We start from the raw sequence: 21,803 nt of genomic DNA, 5'->3' as shown, positions 1-21,803 counted from the left end.
GCACGGCGCCATCGCCGGTGTGGAGAAGGTGCTGGTGGCAGACGATGCCGCCTATGCCGATGGCCTGGCCGAGAACGTCGCCCCGCTGATCGCCGGGCTGATGGACGGTTATGATGCCGTGCTCGCCCCTGCCACCACCACCGGCAAGAACGTGCTGCCGCGCGTTGCCGCGCAGCTGGACGTGATGCAGGTGTCCGACATCATCAGCGTGGAAGGCCCTAAGAGCTTTACCCGCCCGATCTATGCCGGCAACGCCATCGCCACTGTCGAAAGCAGCGATCCAAAGCTGGTGGTCACCGTGCGCACCACCGCCTTCGACAAGGCGGAACCCAGCGGCGGCAGCGCCGGAACAGAGGCCGCCAGCGGCCCCGGCGATGCGGGGCTTTCCAGCTTCGTGGGGCTGGATGCGGTGAAGAGTGATCGTCCCGAACTCACCAGCGCAGGCATCGTCGTATCCGGTGGCCGCGCGCTGAAGGATGCCGAGACGTTCGAGCAATATATCACCCCGCTGGCAGACAAGCTGGGCGCCGCCATCGGCGCATCGCGCGCGGCGGTGGATGCAGGCTATGTGCCCAATGATTACCAGGTCGGCCAGACCGGCAAGATCGTGGCGCCCGAAGTCTATATCGCCGTGGGCATCTCCGGCGCGATCCAGCATCTTGCCGGCATGAAAGACAGCAAGATCATCGTCGCCATCAACAAGGACCCGGACGCCCCCATCTTCCAGGTCGCCGACATCGGCCTGGTCGCAGACCTGTTCAACGCCGTCCCGGAACTGACCGAAAAGCTGTAGGATAGCGATGACCGAGATCTACATCATTGGTGCAGCGCGCACCGCGATCGGCAGCTTTGGCGGATCGCTGGCCAGCCTGCGTCCGGCGGAGCTGGGCGAGATCGCGATCCGCGAAGCCATCAGCCGCTCAGGCCTTGGCGCCGACAAGGTGCAGCACGTGGTGCTGGGCAATGTGATCCCCAGCCAGCCCTCCGATGCCTATGTCGCGCGCGTTGCGGCGGTGAAGGCCGGTGTGCCGATCGAAGCACCGGCGATGACGGTAAACCGGCTGTGCGGTTCGGGCCTGCAGGCGATTGTCTCCGCAGCGCAGATGCTGGCGCTGGGGGAGGCCGAGGTGGCTATCGGCGCGGGCGCGGAAAGCATGTCCAACGCGCCGCACCACGTGCTGAAGCTGCGCAGTGGGCAAAAGCTGGGCGATGCGGCGATGGTGGATGCCATGCTGGGCGCGCTGACCGATCCTTTCGATGACGTCCACATGGGCATCACCGCTGAAAACGTGGCCGAACGCTGCGCCATCAGCCGGGAGGAGCAGGATGCACTGGCCGTGGAGAGCCATGCCCGCGCCGCCAGAGCGATTGAGCAAGGGTACTTCAAGGACCAGATCGTGCCGGTGGAAATCAAGTCCCGCAAGGGGACCACCGTTTTCGACACGGACGAGCATGTGAAGCCCGGCACCAGCATGGAAACGCTGGCCGGATTGCGGGCTGCCTTCAAGAAGGAAGGCAGCGTCACCGCGGGCAATGCCTCCGGCATCAATGATGGTGCGGCAGCCGTGGTGCTGGCAACGGGCGAGGCCGTGGAAGCGGCAGGCGCAACGCCGATGGCGAAGATCCTTGGCTGGGGCCACGCAGGTGTGCAGCCGGAGGTGATGGGCCTTGGCCCGGTAAAGGCCGTGCCGATCGCGCTGGAACGCGCTGGCCTGACGCTGGACCAGATCGACGTGATCGAAAGCAACGAGGCCTTTGCCGCGCAGGCATGCGGCGTGGCAAAAGAACTTGGCTTCGATCCGGAAAAGACCAATCCCAACGGGTCCGGCATATCGCTGGGCCATCCCGTGGGTGCCACAGGCGCAATTCTTACCGTCAAATGCACCTATGAATTGCAGCGCACCGGCAAGCGTTACGGGCTAATGACAATGTGCATCGGCGGCGGGCAGGGCATCGCCATGGTAATCGAGAACTGCGCCTGAGGCGCGAGGAAAGATCAGGACAGCAAGCTTATGAACATCCATGAATACCAGGCCAAGGAACTGCTCGCGAAATTCGGCATTGGTGTGCCCACCGGCTATCCTGCGATGAGCGTGGAGGAGGCTGTCGAAGGCGCGAAGAAGCTGCCGGGGCCGCTGTATGTGGTGAAGGCGCAGATCCATGCTGGTGGCCGCGGCAAGGGCAAGTTCACCGAGCTTCCCGCAGATGCCAAGGGCGGCGTGCGCCTTGCCCAAAGCATCGATGCGGTTGAAGCCGATGCGAAGGACATGCTCGGCAACACGCTGGTCACCGTGCAGACGGGTGACGAGGGCAAGCAGGTCAATCGCCTGTACGTCACCGATGGCGTGGACATCGCCAAGGAATACTATCTTTCCATGGTGATCGACCGGGAAAGCAGCCGCGTGGCCATGATCGTTTCCACCGAGGGCGGCATGGATATCGAGGACGTGGCCCATAACACGCCCGAGAAGATCGCCACCATCACCATCGATCCCGCCACCGGCTTCATGCCGCATCACGGCCGCGCCGTGGCCTTTGCTCTGAAGCTGGACGGTCAGCTGGCGAAGGAAGCGCAGAAGCTGTCGAAGAAGCTTTATGAGGCTTTCACGGCGCTGGATTGCGACATGCTGGAGATCAATCCGCTGGTGGAAACCAAAGGCGGAGAGCTGCTGGTGCTCGACACCAAGATGAGCTTCGATTCCAACGCGCTCTATCGCCACCCCGATGTGGAGGCAATGCGTGACGAGACCGAGGAAGACCCGATGGAGGTCGAGGCTTCAAAGCACGATCTTGCCTATATCAAGCTGGACGGCGACATCGGCTGCATGGTGAACGGCGCAGGGCTGGCCATGGCGACGATGGATATCATCAAGCTGAACGGTTCCTTCCCTGCCAACTTCCTGGACGTGGGCGGCGGCGCGACGACGGAGAAGGTGACGGCGGCCTTCAAGATCATCCTGTCGGATCCATCGGTGAAGGGCATTCTGGTCAACATTTTCGGCGGCATCATGCGCTGCGATACGATCGCAGAAGGCATCGTGATCGCAGCCAAGGAAGTGGAACTGGACGTTCCGCTGGTGGTGCGCCTGGAAGGCACGAATGTGCAGCAGGGCAAGGATATCCTCGCCAATTCCGGCCTGCCCATCGTCAGCGCAGACGACCTGGGCGACGCCGCCAAGAAAATCGTCGCAGAGGTGAAGGAAGCGGCATGAGCATCCTCGTAAACAAAGACACCAAGGTCATCACGCAAGGGATGACCGGTAACACCGGCACGTTCCACACGCAGCAGGCGCTGGATTACGGCACCAAGATGGTGGCAGGCGTTACGCCGGGCAAAGGCGGCTCCGAGCATCTCGGCCTGCCGCAGTTCAATACCGTGCGCGAAGCCAGGGAAGCCACCGGCGCCACCGCATCGTGCATTTACGTGCCGCCGCCTTTCGCAGCAGATGCCATCCTTGAGGCTATCGAGGCAGAGATCGAGCTGATCATCACGATCACCGAAGGCGTGCCCGTGATGGACATGGTGCGCGTGAAGCGCGCGCTTTCGGGCAGCAAGTCCCGCCTGATCGGCCCCAACTGCCCCGGCGTGCTTACGCCGGAGGAATGCAAGATCGGCATCATGCCCGGCTCCATCTTCATGAAGGGCAGCGTTGGCGTGGTTTCACGCTCCGGCACGCTGACTTACGAAGCCGTGCATCAGACAACCGCTGTCGGCCTTGGCCAGACCACGGCTGTCGGCATCGGCGGCGATCCCGTTAACGGCACCAACTTCATCGATGTGCTGGACCTGTTCCTGGACGATGATGCCACCAAGTCGATCATCATGATCGGCGAAATCGGCGGCAGCGCAGAGGAAGAAGCGGCCGAGTTCATCAAGCAGGAAGCTGCCAAAGGCCGCCGCAAGCCGATGGTTGGCTTCATCGCCGGCCTCACCGCCCCTCCGGGACGGCGGATGGGCCATGCAGGCGCCATCGTATCGGGCGGCAAGGGCGGCGCGGACGACAAGATCGCGGCGATGGAAGATGCGGGCATCCGCGTTTCCCCCTCTCCATCCGAACTGGGCACCACGCTGGATGCCCTGTTGAAGGAAGCCGTGTAACCTTTCGGCAGGAAGAAAAGGCCGAGTTCGCGCCCAGCGCCGAACCTACCCCAGTGCAGAATGACGCGCCTTGATCAGCGCGCCATTCTGCCTGGGCTTTATTGCATCAGAACGTGAAGCGCGCGCGCACCCCGTATTCCGTTGGCGCACCATAATATTCATTATTGCCGGACTGGCCGGTGATATATTCTTCGTCCAGCAAATTGGTGCCAAAGAAATCGACCGCGACCGCTTCGTATTCAAAGGTGAGCGAAGCATTTACCAGATCGAAGGCCGGCAGAAGATCGCGCACGGGATCATAGGCGATATAGGCAAACCGATCGCCGAGGTGCGAGTAGGACACGCGCGGCGTGATTTCCAGATCGCCAACGAACATCGTGTAGGCCGCTGATGCGTTGAACGTGAATTCCGGCGAATACAGGTTCGGCCCGCCATCCGTCGTTAGGATGAACGGAGAGTAGTCAATGCAGAAAGGCGGGTTGGAAGGCGTGCCAGCCGGACACTGTGGTGCGTTGCTCACACCCGGAAAGGCGATCGCAAAGCTGCGTGTATCGACAAAATCGGTGCCTGAAAGCGAGCTGTCAGTATAGGCGAAGCCCGCACTCAGATCGAGGGCACCGCTACGCACCTGCACCTGGCCTTCGATGCCCTTCACGGTCGCATCGGTAAGGTTGGTGAGGGAAGCACGGCCTGTATCCTGTGCAATCACGTCCAGCTGGAAATCACTGTAGTCATAATAGAACGCGCCAAGCTGGGTAGTGACCGGGCCGAAGGTTCCCTTCCAGCCGATTTCGTAATCCCACACCTGTTCTGGTTCGAAGGACGTGGTGGGGCTGGCGAAACCGCCCGATTTGTAGCCCTTGGCCACGAAGGCGTAGAACAGGTGATCGGCATTGGGTTCGAAGTTCAGGCCCAGCTTGCCGGTGAACTGGTCATCATCATAAGATCCGCCGGGATCGCCCACCACGATGCCGGGAAGGCGCAGGGTCACAGCGCCCGAGCCTTCCACGTCATAGGTGCTGTAACGCCCACCAAGATCGACCGACAGCGTATCGCTGATATCGTAGCTGACCTGGCCGAACAGGCCGGTGGTGATCTTGCGGTTCTCGATATCGACATCGACCGGGAAGCCGTTGGGATTGTTGGTGATGTCGACCAGGATTTCATTGCGCTGGAAATAGCCGCCCACGATCCAGCTGAAACGCTGGGTATCGTCGGAAATGATGTTCACTTCGCCTGTATACACCTCTTCACGAACGAACTGCGTCTGCTCGTTCATCGCCAGGGATGTGCCATCGGAATCGTAAAGGTTCTGGATCTGCTTGTCCTGGTAACCGCCTATCACGCGGAAGGTGATGTCGCTGTCGGTGTAATATTCCAGGCGTGCGGTAACTTGCTGGTTCGTCTCGTCATTCTGCGTGGGGCTGTTGTAATCCAGCAGGCGAATGTCATTCGTCCGGCCAGCCTCGAAAGCGGTGCCCACGATGGGGCGATAGGCGTAGCCGCCCGTTTCCTTGTCCGCCACTTCGCCGCGGATCAGGGCGTTGAAGCTGGAAGAAGGCTCCCAATACACGCCCACGCGCGCGCCGTATTCCTGCAGTTGGGCAGGATCGCGGCCGTTGATATTGTTATAATAGCTATCCCGCGTGCGGGCGATGCCGGCCACGCGAACGGCCAGAGTGTTGCCCACCGGCAGGTTGATCGCGCCTTCCAGGCTGCCACGAGAATAATTGCCGAATTCGCCCTGAACATAGCCGTTGAAATCGCCCAGTTCAGGCGCGCGTGAGTTGATGAAGATCGCGCCGCCGGTGGAGTTGGAACCGACGAAGGTGCCCTGCGGGCCGCGCAGTACTTCGACAGAGCCGATGTCGTAGAAGCTGTTGGTGCTTACGATCGGTGGCTGGAACACACCGTCGATATAGGTTGCCACGCCGTTGGCGGCACTGGGGCTGCCGCTGGCAAGGCCCACGCCGCGGATGTTGACCGATTGCGTAAGGCCGGAATCGCTGACCGAAAGGCTGGGAACGACGGTCTGCAGATCGTCAAACCGCTCCACCCCCAGATCGGTGAGGTTTTCGCCGCCGATCACGGTTGCAGCGACGTTTACATCCTGCAGATCCTGATCGCGCTTCAGGCCGGTGACGATGATGACATTGTCATTGACTGCGGCCGCGCCTGCGGAGGGTTCAACTTCCTGCGCGAACGCCGGGCTTGCGGTGATGATTGCTGCAAGCGAAGTGCCTGCGATAAATACGACTTTTCTCATGGGTTTATTCTCCTCCCTGGGGATTTCGTGAAAATGAAGTGATGGGATCGGCCGCTCGGTTCACCACCCGTAGGCAGGCGCAATGCAAGGGCATGCAGCGGCAGGCTGGCGGTATCCGGATATGAGCAGGAAATGGCGCGAAGGGCGGTCATGATAATGCCGCGCAGGCAGCAGCGGCAACGCAGCGGTTGCTGAATACGATCAAGACGTCCTCCTCACGCCGCCTCCATTATTTGGAGGTCCTTTGGCGCGGCCCCTAAATATTCATCACTGTTGGGTCAACTACAAACATAACGGATGGAATGCAGTTGCCTCCTGTGATCTTTACTGGTTATGACTTGGGTCAAATATGGGCAAAACATGGGTCGGGCAGGGTAAAACGGCATGGGACAAGCGGTTACCGGCCAACGGCGAAAGCGCGATGCCTCGGCAACGCGGGCCGAACTTATCGCGGTGGCAACGGAGGAGTTCGCCGAGAAAGGGCTGGCCGGTGCACGGGTGGAGGAGATTGCGTCGCGCACCGCCACCAGCAAGCACATGATCTATTACCATTTCGGCAGCAAGGATGGCCTGTACCGCGCCGTTCTGGAGCAGGCCTATGCCGAGTTCCGCATTGCCGAGGGCGCGGTTGATTATGCTGACCTGCCAGCGCTTGATGCTCTTGCCGCATTGGTCAGCGCCACATTCGATGTGCATGCGCAGCGTCCGCAGATCGTTCGGATCATCATGGGGGAGAACATCAATCGCGGGGCGCAGATCCGTTCTATCGACAGCTTTCTGCAACGCGAAGTGGCGCTGGATACGATGCGCCAGATCCTTGATCGCGGGGTGGAGGAAGGCACGATGCGAAAGGGGCTGGATCCCCTGCAGGTTCACCTCACCGCCAGCGCCTTGTGCTTTCACTACATCGCCAATGTTCACACCTTTGGGCACGTGTTCGAATTTGATGCCCATTCGCCCGATCAGTTGTCCGCTCGCCGTGATGAGATCATCGCAACCGTCGTCAATCGCTGCGCGGCGCCTGCGGCAAAGGGCGATTGAGGCTACACCTCTGGCGTAGAGCCAATGTGCAACGAAGGCGCCATGTCGCCAGAACGTCGCTTTGGGTTGCCGCTAGCAAATCTGACGACCAATGGCTGAACTGGCAATAGAATTGTAACAATCGTTAAGTTGCACATTTTAAATCGATTATACCGATAGCAATATTGCGTGTTTGATTGCGCAATATCCTGACACAGCGAGTCGGATTGAACCTTGCATTACTGTCAGTTGCAGTTCGTCGCAGAATAGTGTCGATCCACCGTTGAAAATCTTCGATAAAATCTTAACGCGCTTGACTCCAGAGCGCGACAGGAAGGTATTTGATCCATCTGATTTGAAGTCGATTGATCAATACTGTGCGTGTTGAGATAGTATTATCTTACGGTCAATTCGTTTTTGGCCTCGTCTATTTCTGTGCGTTTTGAAACAGCTTCAATAGCTGCTTTTGCAGTGATGATCTTTCCTGGCTTCCAATTCTGATTTCATTGTGAACCTTCAATCAGGAGGGCACAAAGTGGGGGCTTTGATGGTGTTTCCTTCGTTCAACCAGACGTTCCAGCTGGGCAATTTTGACGGGTATGATGAATCGGGTGCGCGGCGAGTGGCACACAGTTCTTTCGATGCCCGCGTCTCCGAACTGGATGTGCATCGCAGGCCCTGGGCCATTGACGAGGCATCCTATGGCCCCCGCTTTGCCGTGCTTGACGGTGTGGGAATGCTGGGCACCGGGCAAACAATCGATGCCGATGGCAACCGCAGTTCCCTGCGCAATTCGGTGAGTTTCTCGGAATGGACGCTGGATTGCGGCAACGGCTTCTCGATCAGGGGCGGGCGCGGCACCTACATGCGCTGCCCGCTCAGCATCGATCACGGTCAGGGCGTGCGCTTTATCTGGCGATTTGGCACCACCTTGCGGTTCCCCGGCACCGGCGCCGATTACGTGGGCTTCGCGTTGGCGCGGTTCATGACGGAGGATGATCAGCCGGTGATCGGCCATGACGGGCGATCCTACGATCTGCTCTGCACCACGCTGCAATTGCCCGGCTTTGCCAATAACGGTGTGTTCGGCCCTTTGCAGACGAGCGGCTGGCAGGCGCATGACCTGATGCACACCGGCCCAGGCCGCCTTGATGGCTATGCCGAATGGATCGTGTCGTCAGGGCATTATTTTCAGAACGGAACCGACCCCAGCAAGGACAAGGCCAACGCCTATCCGTGCTGCCTGGCGCTCGACCATATCGTTTTGATCTGAGGGGACTGCAGATGAACAGCACAAGGAATTTCCGCCTGATCACCGCCGCAGTTTCCACCAGCGTTCTGGCGCTGACGCCGGGCGCGCTCCATGCCCTTGAAGATGGCGAGGGCACCGGCTCCGAAACCACCGATGTCGAGGGCCGGATCATCGAGGCGGATATCGTCGCCATGGATCAGGCGATCACCTACAACCGCTTTGGATCGATCAACCCCTACGGCATGATCTTCGCGCTGCGCAGCGACGTGGTGAAGATCCCCTCCGATGTGCAGACGCAGTGCACGCCCGGCACCGAAACACCGATTGGCGATCTGGCTGGGGACGCGGGGGCAGCGCGCGATGCCAATTTCCAGCTGGCCGGCAATGTGCGCCTGCGCTGTGACAAGCGCCCGCGGCCGCTGGTGCTGCGGGGCAATGTGGGTGATGTGCTGGTTGTGCGGATGACCAATCTGCTGCTGCCCGAAGCGCCTGACGCCAGCAGCTGTGACAAGGAGGAATGCCAGGGCCCCTATCCCGATTTTCGCCAATCGCAGGAGGTTGGTGATGGTCATGAAGCCGAGGATGGGCCTGACGCGAACTGGCCGCACACGCGCCTTGCTTCGCTGGCGATACCGGGGCTGCGCCTGCGAGAGGGCACGGACCCGCGTTGCACCGCGCTGGAATCCATCGCGCCGGGCGAAACGCTCACCTGCTCCTACGATCTCACCCGACAGGGCTCTTTCCTGTTCCAAAGCTCCGCCGCGCCCGCTGGCGGGGAGGCGGACAGCGGCAGCGCCATCCACGGCCTGTTCGGCGCCGTCAACGTTCAGCCGCGCCACAGCCGCTGGTATCGCAGCCAGGTGGATCAGGCGGATTTCGATGCGGTGTGGGGGCCGCAGGCTGGCGATCCCGCCGATCCGCTGATGACATCCGCAGCAAGACCCGGCACGCTGGACTATGACAGTCCGCTCCTCAGCATGCTGGACAAGATAGGCGACGGCCGCCGCTATCGCCTGCGATATGGCGATATCAATGCCGTGGTGGAGGAATGCACGGATGAGGCGCTGCGCAATGAATGCCGCGTCACCGGCAGCAACATGGAATACGACGCGCCCGAACTGACGCGGGCCGAGTGCGATGCATTGCCGGGGGATTGCCTGCCGTCCTACCGCGAATTCACTGTCGTCTTCCACGATGAGCTGAAGACCTTCTACGCAGAGCCCTTTCGGGAACTGGAAACCGAGGGGCAGCTCGCCGGCATCGGGGACGGTTTCGCCATCAATTACGGTGCATCGGGAATGGGAAGCATCCTGCTGGCCAACCGGAAAGGCATCGGCCCCGCGCGCGATTGCGTGGAGTGCATGTACGAGGAATTCTTCCTGCAAAGCTGGGCCAATGGCGATCCGGCCTTGCTGGAAGGGTATGAGGACGATCCCTCCAACGTCCACCACAGCTATCTGAATGATCGCGTGGTCTTCCGCAATCTGCACGTCGGCAAGGAAACCCACGTCTTCCACCTGCACGCGCACCAGTGGGAGGCGCTGGACCCGGAGCAGGCGCAGGGCAGCTATCTGGACAGCCAGACCATCGGGCCGGGCCAGGCCTTCACCTATGAAATATATCGCGGCGGCCTGCGCCATTACGGCAGTGACTATAATGTGGAAGGCGGCAGCTCCGGCAATCGCAATCACACGGTGGGGGATTCGATCTTCCACTGCCACCTCTACCCCCATTTCGCGCAAGGCATGTGGGCCTTGTGGCGCGTGCATGATGTGGTGGAGGACGGCTCGCGCCGCCTTCCCGATGGGCAGGCAGAGGCTGGCCTGTCATACGATCTGGCCGCCGCTGCGCCGGGCCAACGCGTTGGCACCGATCCGCTGACGGGGCAGATGGGCGATGGCACGCCGATCCCGGCGGTGATCCCGCTGCCGGGCCAACCCCTGCCGCCATTGCCCACCTATGGGCCGGAGGGGCTGCCCGGCTATCCCTTCTATATCGCGGGTGAGGCGGGCCACCGCGCGCCGCAGCCGCCGGGCGATTTTGCCGATGTGACGGATGCCGATGGCGGCCTGCCGCGCCATGTGATCGAAAGCGGCGTGCGCGGCATGGCGCATCTGAAATCCGACGAGATCGACGATCACTTCGGCGGGCTGGACCCGATAGAGCGCGGCGGAAAGCTGCTGGAACGCGCGCTGGTTCTGGCTGACATGACGGCCGAACTGGAAGAGGTGACGCTGCGCCTGCTGGATCCGGGCGGCACGCCGGAAGAGCGCCGTTCGATGGATTTCCACGCCGGGCTGGCGACCAGGGTCCGCTCTGCCGATGGCACGCTGCACACGCTGACGGGCGGATATGAGGCTGGCTATCCCAGCAAGCTGCCCGATAGCGGGCTGGAAGCCGCATTTTCGGTGAACGGTTCTGCGCCCGCGCCGGGCGCGCCCTTTGCTGACCCCTGCCGTTTCCGTGGTGTGTGGGACCCCGCCAATCCGGACGGCACCATGCGCACTTACAATGTTTCTGCCGTGCAGATGGACCTCGTCACAAACAGGGATGGCTGGCACGATCCGCAGGCGCGCATCAATGTGCTGACGCAGGATGTGGACGATTACCTGTTGCGCACGCGCGGGGCCGAACCCTTCTTCTTCCGCGCGGAATCGGGAGAGTGCATCACCTTCAACCATTCCAATCGCACGCCAAAGGATCTGGACCTCGATGATTTTCAGGTGGCGACCCCCACCGATACGATCGGCCAGCATATTCACCTGGTGAAATTCGACGTCACGTCGTCCGATGGATCGGGCAATGGCTGGAATTACGAAGACGGCACCTTTGCCCCCGACGCCGTGCTGGAACGCCTGTGCGCGGCGCGGGAAGGTGCCGTGCTGGATGGCACGCTGGCAACGGACGAGGCGCTGTGCGATGCATTCCACGCTGCCGAAACCGCGGCGCAGCGGTTTGAAATCGCGCTGCCGCACCACGTGCAAACCACTACGCAGCGCTGGTTCGCCGATCCCCTGCTGGGCCGCGCCGTCGATGGTTCGGACAAGAGCGATCGCACGCTTGGCACGGTGTTCACGCATGATCACTTCGCGCCATCATCGATCCAGCAGCACGGGTTCTATTCGGCCCTGCTGGTGGAGCCGAAGGGCAGCGAATGGCTGCGGCCCGACCGTTCTGAAATGCCGCGTGATCTGGCCGATAGCGGCGCGGTTGGCGCAAAGGCACTGATCGTGGGTGCGGAAGATCGTGCGATACATCCCGACACGCGCGAGTTCGCTTTGGCCATTGCCGATTTCGCGCTGCTGTATGATCCTGCCTGTGCGGAGCCGCCCTGCGTGGCGCAGATTTCGGGCGATTTCCCCAATGATGCGCAGACGCCCGATCCCTGGGACGCCGTGGACCCGGCTGAGGAGGAATTGGCAGAGAACGGTTTCCGCCGCGGGCTGGACCTGCTGCTGAAGAACGCATCAGATCCGCGCAATTCCGAACTGGTGTTTGCAAAGGACATTACGCGGCTCGCAAAGCGCCGGAATACGGTGCGCGCCCATGGCGGCTGGCCGGTTGCGCCGCCGCTATTGCCGGAAAGCATTTCCGTCGATCACCATGACCCGTATCTGGTGAATTATCGCGGAGAGCCCGTGCCGCTGCGCGTGGGTGATCTGTCCTACACCGATCTCGCCAGCGCGGCCCCTGTTACGCGCAACAGGCTGACCTGCGCCTTCCTTAATGGCCCCGGCCTGGCGGCAGAGGATCTGGCCGTACTGCCCGCCACCCGCACCGATCTTTCCCGCCGCCGCGATGGCAATCGCGGAGAGTTGGCCTTCGCCTTTGCCAGCGATGGCCCGTTCCAGATCGGCCATGGCGATCCGTGTACGCCCATCCTCAACGCGTTTGAGGGGGAGCGGGTTGGCATCCGGCTGGTGCAGGGCGCACAGGAAGTGCAGCATGTTTTCACGGTGGAAGGCATGGGCTGGCCGCGGCTGGAACATTACACCGGCAGCATAAAGCCATATTTCGATAATCCGATGGCAATCGTCGGCGCGCAGGAAGTGGGCATTTCAGAACATCTGGAATTTGCGATCCCGCGCCAGGCCGGGCTTTCGGCTGGCCAACATGCCGATTTCCTCATGCACTTCGGCTCGCAGGATGCGATCTGGAACGGGGCCTGGGGCCTGCTGCGCGTCAACAACGGTGTGGAAGGCGTCAGCGGCGATCTCGCTCCGCTCTATGGCGGGGACGGGCTTGCCTATGTGCGGTGCGGAAATGTGAAGGATCCCACAATTGGCCCCAGCGGCGCAGGGCCGGATGGCCAGCCCATCTATGCCGATTGCCTTGCCAGTAACGAGGTGACCGGCCAGATTGAGCCGACACTGGGCCTTGCCCCGCAGGTGCATATCTGGGCCATCGCGGCAAGCGTGGCGCAGATGGGCTGGGACGATAGGGCCTATCGCACTGCCGCACCGGCGCTTACCGATCCCGATGGGCTGGTGCTGCTGCCGTCTCCTGAAATCATCGACGCTCAGCGTTCCAATCTTGGCGCGATTATCGATGATCTCAGCGCATCGCCCCTGTCCGCGCCGCCGGTGTGGCGGGTGAATGCCGGATCGATTATCAAGCTGAATGTCGTCAACGCGCTCAGCCCCAGCATGGGCGATCAGCGCGGGGATGCCTTGCTGCCGCGCATCGTCTCCGTCAACACGGATGATCCGGACAATGCGGATCACGATATCGGCGCAGACCATATCGTGTCCTTCTCCATCCCGGTGCTGCCGCAATATCCCGCTGCGCAGGTGGGCAATTTCGTGGGCCATAACGCCAGGGATAACAACGGCGTGCCCTATCCCCGACATGCCGATCCATCATCGGGCGCGGCGGATTTCAGGGCCGAGTATTATGCCGGACGGCTGAACATCGCGCCTGTGCTCGATCCGTCGGATGATGCGTTGTGCGATGTGGAGCAATCGGGCGGCAAAATGGCCTGCGCCTTCCGCGCGGATGCCATGCCCTATGCCTATGGCCCCTTGCCGATAAAGCCGCTGGGCGATGTGTTCGGGCAGCTTTCGCATGGTCTGTTCGCAGGTCTGGTGATCGAGCCTGAGGGCAGCCGCACCTATGACCCGCGAACGGGGGCTTCCATGGATGCGCTTGCCTTGCCAGCAGACCCAGATTTCCCCCCTCCATATCAGCAATTGTTTGCCGGCGGGCAGGGCACTTCGGCGATTGTCTGCACGGCAACAGATGGCAGTGAAAGCGGCCCTGTCACGCGCGTGGCGGATTGCGCGGGTGGGGAGGGCTTCCGTGAATTCGTGGTGTTCTACCAGGATGGAATGAACCTCCACCGCCCCGATGGCGACACCACGCGCCCGGTTGTCGACTGCGCCGTGTGCGATGACAGCTATGACCGGGGCGAGAAGGGCCTGAGCTATTCCAGTGAACCCATGTGGGCGCGGCTGGACGATGGATCGGGCAGGCTGAGCGCGGATAGCAACCTCAATACCGAGCAATTCCCCGCAGATTTCCTGGCGCAAAGCGGCGGCGCGATTGCCACGCCGGTTTACACCGCGCTGGAGGGTGAAACGGTGAAGTTCAGGGTGATTCAGCCCGGTGGCCGGGCACGGCAGCGCTCTTTCGAAATTGTCGGCAATGATTACCCGGACACCATGCCTTTCGCCGTGGACGCAAATGGCGATCCGGCCACCAGCTTTGGCTCTCCGGCAGCGGCATTGCTGGGGCCGGGCAAGGCGATCACGGCCACGCTCACCTGCGTGCAGCCGGGCACATACCTCTATCGTGATGGACCGACGCATTTCTTCTCTGGCGGGGTGTGGGGCCATTTCGTGGTCGAAGCAGCCAGCGGAGACGGCGCGGGCTCCTCGTGCTCTGTCACCGATAGCGGGGAGTAGGGCGTGCGGCGAAAGGCGAAACTCCTTCTGCCGCTGCTGCTGGGCCTAATCGCCAGTCCGGCAGCGGCGGAAATCCGCATCGAGCTGGAGGGTGACGTAGAGGTCGGCAGCGCCACCGGCATCGCGGTTTCGGTGCTGGGGGAGGGGGATTTTGCCCTGGGCGGTGCCCTGCCACGCGCTTGGCTGGTGCCGGAACCCGAAGGCGCCTGCGCCCCGCCATCCGCCAGTGTCCTGCGATCCGAACTCGATGGCTGGCTCATTATCCTTCGCAACAGTGACAACACGATCACTGCGGTGGACCCGGAACGCGCGCTGGCGAGCGGGAATATCGTGTGGCTGACCCCGGCAAGCCGGCCGATTGAACGCTGGCAGGTGGATGGGGACGGCGGCATCGCCCGCCTCTGGCACACTGGTCTGCAAACGGCGGAGGTGCTGAACCTGTCAGACGGATCGCTGGTGGATGCGGGCAATCTGAAGGCGGGGGAGCGCAGCGGACTGGACGATCCGCTATCCGCCACGTCATCCCTGGCGCAGCGCGATTTCCGGCTGGAGCCTGCAAGCGGTCGCATCCTGTCCAGCGCGCGCGATGCGAGCGTGTTTGCGCCATTTGTGGATCTGCGCGCCCCGGCGCAAAGCATCGCGGTTTCGCCAGACGGGCGCTGGCTGTTCGCCCTGTCGCCAGAAGAGGGGCTGGTGCAGGTCGTAGACCTTGCGCTGGGCCGCCAGACCCGCGCGTTGCTGATCCACGCAGGCTTCACGCATACGGCTTTCACCGATGATTACCTCTATCTGCGGGAGGCGGAACGCGCCTATGTTTCCATGATCCGCCTCACTTCCCTGGCGGAGGATAAAGAGCACGTCGTGGCGATCCCTGTGGGTCTGCTGCCAAGCGATGATCCCATGGCGCCCATCGGCACCGATGGCATGGCGTTTCTCAGCTCGCAGGAAAGCGCGGTCTATCTCTACATGGAAAGCGGCATGTCCGATGGGCACGGAACCATGCGATCCCCCACCGAAATGCTGGCCCCGTATGACGTGGTGCGCATTCGCGGCTCTCATCCAGTGGATATCGGCGTGTATGATCGCAGCCTGCGCGAAGTGCGGCCCGGCCAGTTCCGCACATCGATAAGCCCGCCACACGGCGGCAACTGGCGCCTTGTCGTGCGAGACAGGCAGAGCGAACAGATCGGCTGCCTCGATTTCGAGGTGGAAGGCCCCGCGATGGCCCGGCAAGAACGACCCGCCGTCGAACTGATCGGATCGGGCGGAGGTGACGCGGTTTTCTCTGTCGCGGGAGCCGATAGCGCTCAGCTGCCGCCGCGTCTTGCCATGCTGGCTATCGTACCCGGCACCAACTGGCAGCGGCGCATCAATGCGGTGCGAACAGGGGATGCCAGCTACCGGGTGGAAGAGACATTGCCGCGCGGACAAACGATCATGCTTGTTCCCAGCGGTCTCCCTTACCCCGCCGAACCCGTAACGATTGGACCCCTGCCATGACTAAGATAGGACAAACTCTGCGCGCATCCTGCCTCGCACTGTCGCTATCCGCCTTGGCCCTGCCGCAGACCGGCACGGCGCAGGGCCAGCGTTACGGGCTTTCCAATGCAGAGGTGGTCGACCAGTCGGGCCAGACCCGCCTTTTCAACCGCGATGTGCTGGGCGACAGGGTGGTGATCGTCAGCTTCACATGGCTCGGTTGCCAGACCGTGTGCCCGATCACAGACCGCATCATGCAGGCAACGCAGGCGGAGATGGAGGGGCGAGAGCAAAGCTATCGACTGGTGACGCTCACCCTCAGCCCGCTATCCGATACGCCCGCCAAGATGGCGAAAAGAGCGCAGACCTTCGGCGCGGAGGGAGAGTGGTTCTGGCTGAGCGGTGATTTTCGCGAGATGCGCAGTGTGCTGGCCGGGCTGAATGCGCTGGAGGCTAATCTTTCCGAACATCCGCCCGCTTTCCTGGTGATCGATGGCAAGCGCAATGTGGTGGCACGGATGGAGGGCGCGCCGCGGCCAGCGCAGTTGATCGCCAAGGCCGACGCGATGCTTGCCGCGCGCGAATGAAGTGGCCGCGCCTTGGCCTGGCATCGCTGGCCCTTGCCGCTTCAATCGCGGTGTCCGCCCAGACCGGGCAATCGGGCATGGGGATTTATCAGCACGGCGCAGGCGCGGACGGGCAGCCCATCGTGGCCGAGACAGCAGGCATAGAGCTGACCGGACAGCATGCGGCCTGCGCCAATTGTCACCGCAGCCCGCTGGATGGCGGGAGCGAGGGCGGGGTGATCGCTCCGGCGCTGGCGTGGGATGAACTGTCAGCGCGCGGCTATGGTCGCAATGCCCTGGCGCAGACGCTGAATAGCGGGGTCGCACCCGGCGGCAGATCGCTGCACGCGCTGATGCCGCGCTATCGTCTGTCACCAACGGATATCGATGCTTTGCAGGTCTATCTGCAGCAGGATCACGCGCTTGCCGGGGTTGGCGACGATAGGATTACCATCGCCACGATCTTGCCCGCAGCGCCCGCTCTGCGCGGCTTTGGTGAGGCAAGTGCAGCGGCGGTGGCACGCGCAGTGGATGAAAACACGGACCGGTTATTCGGGCGGCGGCTGGAGCATGTCACGCTCGATGCGCGTCTTCCGATTATTGAGCTGGAAGGGCAGCTGGAGGATCGCCCGCCCGCATTGGTGATCGGCAGCGTCGGGCTGGACGATCGCGGGCCGATTGCCGAACTTCTGCGCCATCGCGGTATTGCGAACTTCGCGCCCGTCGCGGCGCTTTCCGGCACGGCGGACGATGCTGCGGTCTTCCCCTTACTGCCCGGTCTTCGCCAACAGGCGATTGCCTTGGTTGAACAGGCGCAGACACAATTTGGCTGTGTCGATTTCGCCTTTGCCGATGATGCTGTGTCGCTTGCGGTCGTACAATCGCTGTCTGCTCTGGTGGAGACGACGACTGATTGTCCCGCCATGTTGCTGCTCGCCCAGCCGGATGACATGGGGCAGGTGCTGGAAGGACTGAAAGCACGCAGGATCGGCAGGCTGTATGTCAGCGCCGAACAGATCGGCCCGCATCTTTCCACATTGGCGCAAAGCTGCGCGTTGAGCGTGGCGGCGCCTTCCCGTTATGATCTTGCCACGACTGTTGATCGCAATGCCGCTTTGGCGGTTGAGGTTCTGCGCGATGCATTGGCTCGCAGTGGCAGAAGGTTCAGCAGGCAGAAGCTGATCGCAAACCTGCACGCCGCTGCCCCGCCGACAGCAGCCGTGATCGAACATATCGATGCGCCTGAAGGTCAGATGGGGCCGTGCCTTTCGCCTGTGCGAAAGAGGCAAGGCACAGATCGCCAATAAGACTAAAACGCTCCGGCGCCGCGAGAGGTGCGACACCGGAGCGAAGAGATGGCCGTCAGTTCGATTATGTCGAACCGACGGCGGTGTGGTTTTGCATCAGTTGCGGATGCTGACCGTCAGGCCGATCGTGCGCGGACGGAAGGTGCCCGAACGATAGAACTGCGAATCCGGCGTTTCGTGGAACAGGCTGAGCAGCGGCTGGCTGTTCGTTACGTTGTTCACGAATACGCTCACATCGGCTTCCGCGTCGTCGGTAAGGCTGAAGCGGCCACCGATACGCAGGTCAAGCTGCGAAGTGGAAGGCGGACGCGGCAAGGTCGGATCGACCAGCGGCGAATCGAAGTCCACCGGCTCGTCAATGCTGCTGGCGTAGGTGAAGTCCGCACGGCTGTAGATTTCGCCGTCGCCAACCAGGGCCACATATTCACCGTTCAGCTGCACCGTCCAAGGGGCAACCAGCGGGAAGGGTTCACCGGCCTTGCGGATGATGGTGTTGTTCGGACCCGGAATTGCCGTGGTGTAACGCGCATCGATGTAGGACACCGAACCGCCCAGGGTAAGACCGTTTACCGGCTTCACCGAGAGGGCGAAGTCTACACCGTCAATCTTGGCACTGCCGAGGTTGAGCGAGGTCTGGATGGTGCACTGCGGCAGTGCGAACAGGGTCTGCACGTCGTCCCAGTTGATGCGGTAGGCCGAAGCGTCGATGGCAACCTTGCCGTCGAACAGGCGGTTCTTGGAGCCGATTTCATAGCTCCAGATCGAATCCGGCTCCACGTCCAGCGTAGCGAAGGGATCGAAGCCGATGGCGGCAGCGTCCTCGATGCAGTTTGCACCCACGGGTGAAGCCACGCCCGGTCCACGAACGCCCTTGCTGGCATTGGCATAGAACAGGTTATCGGGATCAGCCTGGAAAGCGATGCCGAACTTCGGCGTCAGCGTCTTGCTGGTGGTGTCGGCAATGTCGGTCTGGCCGTCGGAGGCGTAGACCGGGCCCGCACCGAAGCCGACGAAGTCGTACTTGGCAATGGTGTAACGCAGGCCGGCAGTCAGCGTGAGCCTGTCGATCACTTCGTAATCAACCTGGCCATAGGCCGCATACTGCTTGTCGCGGTGTTCGTTGCGCTGGAACAGGGAGAACTGGCCCTGATACAGCTCTGTGCCGAAGAACGATTCCGTCAGGCTGTCGAACGGCGGTTCACCGACGGCGTCCTGGAACAGGTTGAGCACGTCCAGCAGGCGGGGATCATTGGCCTGATACTGATCGCGCACGTAGGACTTCTGATAGAACAGGCCGACGATCCAGTTCAGGCGATCGGACTGGTTATCGTCCACCAGGCGCAGTTCCTGGGTCCGTGCGGTCTGCTTCGTGAAGTTTTCCGTGAACGGCATGTAGTCTTCGAAACCTGCCGGGAACGGGCCCTCGGTCAGACCGCCAGAGAAAACGAAGCTGAGCGATGTATCGTCATTGATCGTTTCGGTCGTGCGGTGGAAGTACGAGGTATCGGAAATCAGCAGCATGCCGCCAAGATCCAGCTCTGCCTTCAGCGCGGGCAGGGCGAATTCGTCGCGATGCGATTCCGGACGATGGTTCAGGCTGAGGCGCAGGTCGCCCGAATCGCGATCGGATGTCGCCAGTTCGAAACGGTCACCATCGTCGATCTTCACGTCCTGATAGTACATCGAAGGCGTCAGTGTCAGATTGTCGCCCAGACGGAAGCCCAGCGTGGCGCGTGCAGAGAAGCTGTCACGCTCGTTGCTGTCCTTCTCCACCAACTGCTTGGTGTAGGGATCCAGGCGATCGATGTAGCCGCCATCGCGGCGATACCATGCGCTGACACGCATGCCGACCTTGTCATCAACCAGAGGTGCGCCAAAGGCGACGCCGCCTTCATAGCTCAGCGCGCCATGTTTGGTGCTGGCAAGCTCTGCACGGGAGTACAGGCTGGGTTCGTTGTAGTTGGGCCCAGGCATGATGAAGCGGACTGCGCCGCCCACCGAACCGCTGCCGAACAGCGTGCCCTGGGGCCCGCGCAGAACTTCAACACGCTCAAGATCGAACACTTGGGGATAGGCATTGCCTAGCGAGGGGCTGACGCCGACGCGGGTCTGCACCGGCGTATCGTCGATATAGATGCCCGTGGTGGGGATGCCGGACTGGGAATCCACACCGCGAATGGCGATGGTGGTCTGGCCCGTGCCGTAAACGGTCGCGCTCTGGCCGAAGGTGATGCCCGGCGTGATGGAGGCGATGTCCGCAATGGAGCGAACGCCCTGCGCGTCGAGCTCTTCCTGGCCCTTGGCCACGATGCTGAGCGGCGTGCGGCTGAGGACGGTGTCCTTGCGCGTCGCGGTCACCACAATGTCGTTCGAAGAAGCGCCGGTGTTGGCGGTAGCTGGTGCTGCCGCCTCTTGCGCGCTTGCTGTTGTTGGAATCAACGATACGGGAAGCATGGCACCGCAAAGCAGGAGGCCCCGCGTGATGGCTCCACAGCCTTTAACTTTCATTCCGCTCAACTCAATTCTCCCTTCAAGAGGTCTGATTGCGGCCCTTAGGCTCGCGTAAATTCAAGCATTTCCGCCGTTGCGAGAGATGCAGACCCTGATAGTCCCACAACCTCCCCGGCACGGCGTATTCATCGGCGTGGGGAATCTTGCGTCCAATTCCCGAACCCGGAACTTTTATTAACGCTGGAAGACGAAATGTAAACAATATGCATCGGAATATATCTAGCGTTGCAATTATGAGACAATGCAAATGCATAGAGTTTGTTTTTCAGGGTGGCGAGTGCGGCAGGTCTGCGGCACGCCTGCATGCGCATCTCGTATGTGTTGCGAACGCAATTCAATCGAACGGACCGCCGCTGATTCGCGAACTGTGTCCTGGCATCAGTGTGCCAAGCGGAAGGATTTTGTAGCGCTTGTTTGAAGGTTCGCTACGGGAGTGAGGCATGCGAAAGGCATCCTGAGTCAACGTCAACAATATACCTCTTAATGGTTTCGTTGTTGCATATAAGTGACAAAACATTAGGCTTCGCTCAATTGCAAGGAGAGGGTGATGATGCAAAGCAACGACGAACTTGAGCTTGCCCTCTTCCGCGCGGCAGGGTCGCAATTCGGTCCGGTGCCTTTGCCCGATGTGGAGCCAGATCTGGCAGGCGCATATGACATACAGCGACGGGTTCACAATCGCCGCGCGATGCCGGTAATGGCGTGGAAACTGGGCCTGACCGGCGAAGGCGCGAGAGAGGCCTTCGGCACGCAAGAGCCCGCCATCGGGCGGCTGCCGGCCAGCGCAATCTACAATAACCGGACCGAAGTCTCTTTCCATGAACCGGAAGTCTATGTGGAGGCGGAGCTCGTCTTCGAACTGGGCCAGGATCTGGAGATGCAATCCACGCCGTACACGCGCGCTGACATCTGCGATGCGTTACAAGCCATCTACGGCGGGATAGAGATCGTGCGCACGCGCTTCACCACCAGCGTGCTCAGCCTGCCGCTGCTGATTGCTGACAATTGCATGGCCCATGGTTTGCTGTGGGGTAAAAAGCTGGCGTCGGGCTGGGAAGATCGCTTTGCCGACATGGGCGTAACGCTGTCCCGCAATGGAGAAGCGCCGGTTTCAGGATCGAGCGCGGCGGTGATGGGCAATCCGCTGGATGCGGTCGTATGGCTGGCCAACTGGCTGCGCGAGAATGAAGGCTATGCTTTGCAGCGTGAACAGCTGATCGCGTCAGGCACATGCACGGGCGTCACCCAGGCTTTTGCCGGGGATACCTTCACGGCATCTTTCGATGGCGAAGAAGCGGCGCGTGTTTCCTTCAGGATGGGCGAGGCCTGAGGGCGGAGGCTTCAGGGGCGTTGGCAAAGCATCATGCAACAACACCGGCACCCGTGAAGGGATGCCGGTG

The 21,803-nt window shown here is 61.6% G+C and carries 13 protein-coding genes; 11 read left to right on the top strand and 2 right to left on the bottom strand.

Annotated elements, in window-relative coordinates; genetic code table 11:
• The 4 genes from GRF63_RS12270 to sucD form a co-directional block, all read left to right on the top strand.
• Window positions 1–793, top strand: a 793-nt coding sequence (locus GRF63_RS12270; RefSeq protein ID WP_160486258.1) for an electron transfer flavoprotein subunit alpha/FixB family protein, incomplete at its 5' end; no start/stop codon positions are given.
• A gap of 7 nt (window positions 794–800) precedes the next feature.
• Complete coding sequence (locus GRF63_RS12265; RefSeq protein ID WP_160486257.1) at window positions 801–1,982, top strand: acetyl-CoA C-acyltransferase family protein; 1,182 nt, start codon at window positions 801–803, stop codon at window positions 1,980–1,982.
• Window positions 1,983–2,012: 30 nt separating this feature from the next.
• Complete coding sequence (gene sucC / locus GRF63_RS12260; protein ID WP_160486256.1) at window positions 2,013–3,212, top strand: ADP-forming succinate--CoA ligase subunit beta; 1,200 nt, start codon at window positions 2,013–2,015, stop codon at window positions 3,210–3,212.
• Window positions 3,209–4,099 carry a succinate--CoA ligase subunit alpha gene (sucD, locus tag GRF63_RS12255; protein WP_160486255.1) on the top strand — a complete coding sequence of 297 codons (891 nt, stop codon included), beginning with the start codon at window positions 3,209–3,211 and terminating at the stop codon, window positions 4,097–4,099. The genes sucC and sucD overlap by 4 nt, the downstream gene beginning before the upstream one ends.
• A 106-nt stretch (window positions 4,100–4,205) precedes the next feature.
• Here the strand turns inward: sucD and GRF63_RS12250 are convergent, their stop codons facing one another.
• Entirely contained in the window at window positions 4,206–6,365 is a 2,160-nt protein-coding gene (locus GRF63_RS12250) for a TonB-dependent receptor (protein ID WP_160486254.1), read from the bottom strand.
• A 384-nt stretch (window positions 6,366–6,749) separates the two neighbouring features.
• Between GRF63_RS12250 and GRF63_RS12245 the strand changes: the two genes are divergently transcribed.
• From GRF63_RS12245 to GRF63_RS12220, 6 genes are all read left to right on the top strand, one after another.
• A complete protein-coding gene (locus GRF63_RS12245) occupies window positions 6,750–7,406 on the top strand; it encodes a TetR/AcrR family transcriptional regulator (RefSeq protein ID WP_160486253.1) in 657 nt (218 codons plus the stop codon).
• A gap of 526 nt (window positions 7,407–7,932) precedes the next feature.
• Window positions 7,933–8,658 carry a hypothetical protein gene (locus tag GRF63_RS12240; RefSeq protein ID WP_160486252.1) on the top strand — a complete coding sequence of 242 codons (726 nt, stop codon included), beginning with the start codon at window positions 7,933–7,935 and terminating at the stop codon, window positions 8,656–8,658.
• 11 nt (window positions 8,659–8,669) lie between these two features.
• The gene (locus tag GRF63_RS12235) at window positions 8,670–14,540 is read left to right on the top strand and encodes a cupredoxin domain-containing protein (RefSeq protein ID WP_160486251.1); all 5,871 of its coding nucleotides are present in this window, start codon (window positions 8,670–8,672) and stop codon (window positions 14,538–14,540) included.
• Between the two features lie 3 nt (window positions 14,541–14,543).
• Window positions 14,544–16,040 (top strand): WD40 repeat domain-containing protein, encoded by a 1,497-nt coding sequence (locus tag GRF63_RS12230; protein ID WP_160486250.1) that lies wholly within the window; start codon window positions 14,544–14,546, stop codon window positions 16,038–16,040.
• On the top strand, window positions 16,037–16,606 hold the full coding sequence (locus GRF63_RS12225) for an SCO family protein (protein WP_160486249.1): 570 nt from the start codon (window positions 16,037–16,039) through the stop codon (window positions 16,604–16,606). The genes GRF63_RS12230 and GRF63_RS12225 overlap by 4 nt, the downstream gene beginning before the upstream one ends.
• Complete coding sequence (locus GRF63_RS12220) at window positions 16,603–17,892, top strand: c-type cytochrome (RefSeq protein WP_160486248.1); 1,290 nt, start codon at window positions 16,603–16,605, stop codon at window positions 17,890–17,892. Before GRF63_RS12225 ends, GRF63_RS12220 begins: the two co-directional genes overlap by 4 nt.
• Before the next feature lie 96 nt (window positions 17,893–17,988).
• Here GRF63_RS12220 and GRF63_RS12215 read toward each other — a convergent pair whose 3' ends face one another.
• Complete coding sequence (locus GRF63_RS12215; RefSeq protein ID WP_160486247.1) at window positions 17,989–20,250, bottom strand: TonB-dependent receptor domain-containing protein; 2,262 nt, start codon at window positions 20,248–20,250, stop codon at window positions 17,989–17,991.
• 700 nt (window positions 20,251–20,950) lie between these two features.
• Between GRF63_RS12215 and GRF63_RS12210 the strand changes: the two genes are divergently transcribed.
• A complete protein-coding gene (locus tag GRF63_RS12210) occupies window positions 20,951–21,733 on the top strand; it encodes a 2-keto-4-pentenoate hydratase (RefSeq protein ID WP_160486246.1) in 783 nt (260 codons plus the stop codon).
• Window positions 21,734–21,803 lie beyond the last annotated feature (70 nt).

Source organism: Aurantiacibacter rhizosphaerae (assembly GCF_009807005.1).
In the GTDB taxonomy this organism is placed as follows: domain Bacteria; phylum Pseudomonadota; class Alphaproteobacteria; order Sphingomonadales; family Sphingomonadaceae; genus Alteraurantiacibacter; species Alteraurantiacibacter rhizosphaerae.
Note: the sequence above shows the minus strand (reverse complement) of the source record. Positions and strands in the feature narration are given on the sequence as shown.